General features: G+C 56.2%; 5 protein-coding genes. 3 read left to right on the top strand and 2 right to left on the bottom strand.

Annotated elements, in window-relative coordinates:
* Positions 1-556 precede the first annotated feature (556 nt).
* Complete coding sequence (locus AC221Y_RS19490) at positions 557-892, bottom strand: hypothetical protein (protein WP_486708097.1); 336 nt, start codon at positions 890-892, stop codon at positions 557-559.
* Between AC221Y_RS19490 and AC221Y_RS19485 the strand changes: the two genes are divergently transcribed.
* The 3 genes from AC221Y_RS19485 to AC221Y_RS19475 all read left to right on the top strand — a co-directional run bounded on the left by AC221Y_RS19485 (position 791) and on the right by AC221Y_RS19475 (position 4,406).
* A complete protein-coding gene (locus AC221Y_RS19485) occupies positions 791-1,897 on the top strand; it encodes a cell wall hydrolase (RefSeq protein ID WP_486708096.1) in 1,107 nt (368 codons plus the stop codon). The genes AC221Y_RS19490 and AC221Y_RS19485 overlap by 102 nt on opposite strands.
* A 626-nt stretch (positions 1,898-2,523) precedes the next feature.
* Positions 2,524-3,519, top strand: coding sequence for a polyphosphate kinase 2 (ppk2, locus tag AC221Y_RS19480; protein ID WP_486708095.1), 996 nt, complete (start codon positions 2,524-2,526; stop codon positions 3,517-3,519).
* Positions 3,520-3,779: 260 nt separating this feature from the next.
* Complete coding sequence (locus AC221Y_RS19475; protein ID WP_486708094.1) at positions 3,780-4,406, top strand: glutathione S-transferase; 627 nt, start codon at positions 3,780-3,782, stop codon at positions 4,404-4,406.
* A 232-nt stretch (positions 4,407-4,638) separates the two neighbouring features.
* On the opposite strand, the gene AC221Y_RS19470 is transcribed toward AC221Y_RS19475, so the two are convergent.
* Positions 4,639-5,641, bottom strand: a 1,003-nt coding sequence (locus AC221Y_RS19470) for an amidohydrolase family protein (RefSeq protein WP_486708093.1), incomplete at its 5' end; no start/stop codon positions are given.

The following is a 5,641-nucleotide window of genomic DNA, read 5'->3' as shown; positions in this document are numbered from 1 at the left end:
GACCATCTTGCCTTTCTGGCGTGAAGGTGAAGTTAAACCGCCGCCGAGGCCTTTTTGTGATCCCCTGACCTCCAGAATCCCATCAACACTCCTGTTGGACCCCGACGAACCGTCGTCTTTTCGCGAAGGAGCATGCTCGAATGCCGTTAACCATAAACCACTGTAGGTCTCGCTTAGTCCAACACATCAAAATAGCTTTGTTCGCGCGATGGTAATTGTGCGATCGCTCGCCGCTTCCAGTACAACGTGTCATTGATGCGGAGAGTTTTGCATGTCAGACGGTCTGAGTCAGATTAATGATGCGGACATCGAGAGAATAAATGGGATCTTGACATGCTCAGTAGACGTCGTCGCCACAGCACGTCAGGATCTCGAGGAACACCGAGTTCCCGCAGATAGTCCGCCTTTAGTCGATTTACCAAAGCGCGGGTTGCCCTCTCGACCCGCGACCCAGAGAAACGTCACGTCGGCACAAAGACGCGCACGTCTCCGACAACTTCTTCGGAATCCATCTCCGGATAGTGTCGCCGCGCACTCTCATCAAGCCATCCGGAATCTACATGAAGATCATACAAGCGCTGAACAGATCGAGAAGCGCGTTAGGACGAAGAGTTCTTTTGAAATCCCAAAACGTCAACGCGTTTGGTTTCGAAGGCAGCCAGCCGAGGCTCTTTTTCAACAAGAGAAAAATGAAGAACTGCGCCAGCGGGATAGGAAAGTAAATCGGCATCGAGGGCACCGAAACGAAAAAAAAGCGGCCCCTAGAAGCTCGCCGAATGGTTTTTCCTCCATGCTTATAAGCTGGATGCAACGCATGGACTACCTCACCAACGCAGTCATTGGCGTCCTGGCTACCGCTCTTGTCATTTCCTTGTTTGTCCGCGCGGGACAATCCGATCCGTATCGTGGCGTGTTGCCGGTAGGAGCTAATGCCAATACGAGGGGCGCCCAGCAGGCCATTGCCGTGGCGTCCGAAGCGTCTCTCTATCCAGCCCGGGGTTTCAACATACTACCGAGAGAGCCCCGTGAGCCCCTACCTACATTTGCCAAAGATATATCCGGTCTGCTGTTCTTGGCGTATCCTTTGCCGGCGGCGCCAGGTATAACCGTTATCCCTTACACGGGTTTGCCGCAGGCTCTGCCGGCGTTTCCAGAGGACATTGCCCAATTAGTCATGATCGCTTCGAGTCCGGGTCCGGATGGACGCGATTACCTAATCAGGACGTTGGTTTTTGAGGCATCGGGCGAGACCGAGATTGGCAAGTTCGCAGTCGCCCACGCGATCCTTAATCGAAAAAGCAGTGGTAGATGGGGTCGTAAGATCGCGGACGTCGTCACGTCTCCCTGGCAATTCGAACCCTGGATGACTCGCAAAAATGAGATAGAGGGACTCTCTCGGACCGATCCGCGCTACCTGGAAGCCGCTGAGATCGCAGACGCTGTGTTGGCCGGACACATTCCAGACCCGACGGCAGGCGCGACACACTTCCTCAACCCAGTAATCGTTCGAGAAAGGCGAGGGGATTCCTTGCCCTCTTGGGCAGACAGTGACGGACGGCCGATTGGTAGGCATGTGTTCTATTGTCCAGAATGCAATGGAACCAAACCGAAGCCAGCCGCAGCAGTTGAAGCTCGGGAAGTGCAACGTAACAAAGCCACGCCTGCGGTTGCAGATCGAGTAAAACCTCCGCGCGTTGGTCAAACGGTAGTGGCTGAGGCCCCGGCAGAAGTGGGGGCAGCCAAGACAGTACCAGCGGTGCTAAGGCCTGTTGCTGAGCGGCCGGAGGCAAGGTCAAAGCCAGAACCAACAACGCAACGTCGACAGACAAACCTCCCATGGTTAAGCCCAACACAGGGAAGACAAAGGCGGAATTTCGTACCGCATGCCTTCTGGTAAGAGCGTTAGACTGATTTGTGCCGAGCGCCTATGTGCCGCTTTTGGCACTTAGCCGACCTCGATGCCTGAGCTGACGATGTCTGCTTTTAACCCCGCACGTGGGTTTTCGATACAATTGGAATCACCAACGCACAGCGTCGCGCCATGTCGTCGTTGAACCGCGTGGGTTGTGCCAGATGGCCTTTCATCGGCTGATGGAAATGTCTGCTTTTGGCACTTAGCGGACCTCAATGGCGAAGCCAAGTATGTCTGCTTTAGGGTGTAAAGCGGACGTGGCTAGGTCGCGTTCTGATGTCTGCTAATGACCCAAAGCGGACCACTTCTGCAGAACAACTGTAACCGACCGTCAGAACCTCAGCAGGTACGGCTAATCAATTTCCGAGGTCACGAGTGGGACTGTTGGTCGCGAAACCGTTTTTTCGGCCAGTTCTTTGATGATTATCAAAGCGCAGTTGGGTTTGTGTGCAACCAGTACTGGTTCCACAGTATGCCGCACGGCGCTGGTGGAGGGTATCTATGTCCCTCACTCGTCCGTAACAGCTGCCGGGTGGCCGAGGTCGTGTCGACCAATCCGGGGGCGTGTCGATGACAAGTGGCGAATGTCCGAGAATCGGAGAAGATTTCGCATGCTTAGAAAAAATCCAGGTGGAGCCGCAGGAAAGCCGTCCGATACTCCCGTCAAGCTGGCGGAGGTCTTTTCCGAAAAGGCTGCACCAGAGCCGGGCTTGGAGACTGGGCCGCAGGCGCACCATCGTCTGGCCGAAATGCGCCATGACCCGGAAGTGGTCCGTCGCGCTTTTGAAACCGGTGAGTATCCGTACCACAGTAAGATGGGTACCGCCGCCTACGAGAAGCGGAAGGCGAAGCTACAAGCGGAACTGCTCAAGGTGCAGCGCTGGGTCAAGGAGGCCGGGGTTAAGATCGTGGTGATCTTCGAAGGCCGCGATGCGGCCGGCAAGGGCGGCACCATAAAGCGTTTTATGGAACACATGAATCCGCGCGGAGCGCAGGTCGTGGCCTTAGAGAAACCGAGCGAGGAAGAGCGCGGGCAGTGGTACTTCCAGCGCTACATTAAGAACTTGCCCACCGCCGGCGAGATCGTCCTGTTTGACCGCTCCTGGTACAACCGAGCCGGGGTCGAGCGAGTGATGGGCTTTTGCTCACCAAACGAGTATCTGGAGTTCATGCGTCAGACCCCTGAAGTCGAGCGCATGCTGACCCGGAGCGGCATCAAGCTATTCAAATACTGGTTCTCGATCACCCGCGACGAGCAGCTGCGGCGCTTCAAGTCCAGGGAGATCGATCCGCTTAAACAGTGGAAGCTCTCGCCCATCGACGTGGCGTCGCTACAGCAGTGGGACGAATACACCGAGGCCAAGGAAGCGATGTTCTTCTATACAGACACCGCCGACGCACCGTGGACCATCGTTAAGTCTGACGATAAGAAGAGGGCTCGCCTCAACTGCATGCAGCATTTTCTGTGGTCATTGCCCTATCCGGACAAGAATCTGCAAGTCGTACACAGTCCCGATCCGTTGATTGTGGGCAACGGCTCCCACGTCGTGCATGCGAGCGATCACATCCTGGGCAAGAGCCTTCACCCAGGCGCACGCAAGACTTGATAGCTCCCTGCCCCCATGACCACTGGCTGGGGCCCACCGTATCCGCTTCTGGCACTTAGCGGACCCCTGGAGCGGGCCCACATAACGTCCCCTTTTGGGGGCATAGCGGAACGCCCCGGACCCAAGAACTCAATGTCCGCACAATGCGTGATCGATCACCTTGGAGAGGACAAGTCACTTTTCTTGCCTTGAGAAGCCTCGCGAAGCGGCGGACCTCATTCTTAAGGCATCACAATGAGGAAACGTTGCGAGGAGCAGTCATGGCCGACCTAAAGCTTACTTATTTTGACTTTCATGGTGGTCGCGGTGAGCCCGCAAGGCTTGCCCTCTCGATCGGTGGACTCCCGTTCGAAGACGATCGCGTCGCGTTCGCCGACTGGGAACGGCGCAAGGAAGCCACCCCGTTTGGCGCCTTGCCCGTGCTTGAAGTGGATGGACAGACCCTTTCGCAGTCGAACGCGATCAATCGCTATGTGGGCAGGCTCGCAGATCTGTATCCGTCCGATCCCTGGCAGGCCGCACTGTGCGATGAGGCAATGGACGCCGTGGAGGACGTCGTAAGCGAGATCGTGACGACCATGTTTCTCCCAGAGGAGGAGAAGAAGACGCGGCGCCAAGCATTGGCAGAAGGGCCGATCCCGTTCTATCTCACACGCCTTCAACGAAGGCTCGAAGCTCAAAGAGGCCAGTACTTTGCTGCTAATCGCTTGACCGTGGCAGACCTCAAGGTTGCCATGTTGATCCGGCAGCTCAAATCTGGCGTGCTCGACTATGTGCCGACCGACCTGCCAGATCGTATTGCGCCCAAACTCGTTGAACACCATGAGCGGGTTATGAATGATCCAGGTGTCAAAGCCTATTATGCAAGGCATGGTGTCGCCGCTTGACGGTGCCTCCTCGATCTCCCGGTCGATGTCGGCTTTTGGCACAAAGCAGACCTCGAAGCCGAGGCTTAGGATGTCTGCTTTCGGATGCAAAGCGGTCGTCCATAAGTCGCGTTCCGATGTCAGCTAATGACCCAAAGCCGACTTAGTTATCGGCAGCCTTGGCCCACTCAAGATCGCATATCCCCTCCTTCAACATGATTGGGCGAGGGGCGAGGATGGCTTTGCAGCCGCGTCAAAGATTACCGAAATATGCTTCCCGGCTCGGCTGCGCTGGCCGGAAAGCAGGGGCGTTCTCGTCCGGCAGCCAGTTCTTGTAGACCACGCCGTCCTTCATCACGAAATCAACCTTGTCCCGCTTGAGCGAATGGATGTCCTCCAGCGGGTTGCCATCGATGAGGATGATGTCGGCATAGCCGCCTTCGGCGATCGTGCCCAGAGTGCCTTCCTTGTAAGGGTTCATGCCACCCGTCCAGGTAAGAACCTCGGCGGCATTGCTGGTTGCCGTCTTCAGAGACAAGTGAGGATCTTTGGCAACCTTTTCGTTGAACCAGATGATGTTATCGGCCTGACGCACCACGTCGGGACCGAACATATCGCCGCCTGTGACCATAAGCAGCCCGTGCTTGACCGCCCATTCCATCATTTGTTGGGCACCCGCATTCACCTGCGCCGCCTTGGCTTTCTGATCCGCATTAAAGAAGGTGATGCTCTCAGGATCGCCAAAAGCCTCCAGCGACTGAACAGCCTGAACCGAAAGCGCGACACCTTCTTCCTTCATGCGCATGATGGTCTTCTCCGAAACCAGAAAATTGTGATCGATCACACGGACGCCAGCATCAATGGCCCGATTGACTGAACGGTCATGATAGGCGTGCACCAGCACATAGGTACCGTAGTCTTCGGCTACACCGACGATCGCTTTCAGTTCTTCAAGGGAGTACTGGGTCGTGTGCAAAGGATCAAATTCGCTGGCAACGCCTCCACCAGCCATGACCTTAATCTGGGTAGCACCTGCCCGAAGATTGTGACGCGCAGCCCGTATTACTTCGGGGACGCCATCCGCGATAAACCCGAACATATGGGCTTCAAGATCGTCCACGTCACCAGGAACATCGTTGAATGAGCCCGTGTCCGCATGCCCGCCCGTCTGGCTGAGGAACGCACCGCTGGGGTAGATGCGGGGACCAGGAACGATGCCGTTGTTGACGGCTTTGGCAACGCCCAGAATGTTGCAG

Source organism: Boseongicola sp. (assembly GCF_057460485.1).
This window is presented reverse-complemented; position numbering and strand designations above follow the sequence as displayed.

Excerpts from the sequence above, each read along its gene's own strand:
- AC221Y_RS19475 (WP_486708094.1), top strand. The coding sequence starts at position 3,780 with ATGGCCGACCTAAAGCTTACTTATTTTGACTTTCATGGTGGTCGCGGT.
- AC221Y_RS19485 (WP_486708096.1), top strand. The coding sequence starts at position 791 with ATGCTTATAAGCTGGATGCAACGCATGGACTACCTCACCAACGCAGTC.
- ppk2 (WP_486708095.1), top strand. The coding sequence starts at position 2,524 with ATGCTTAGAAAAAATCCAGGTGGAGCCGCAGGAAAGCCGTCCGATACT.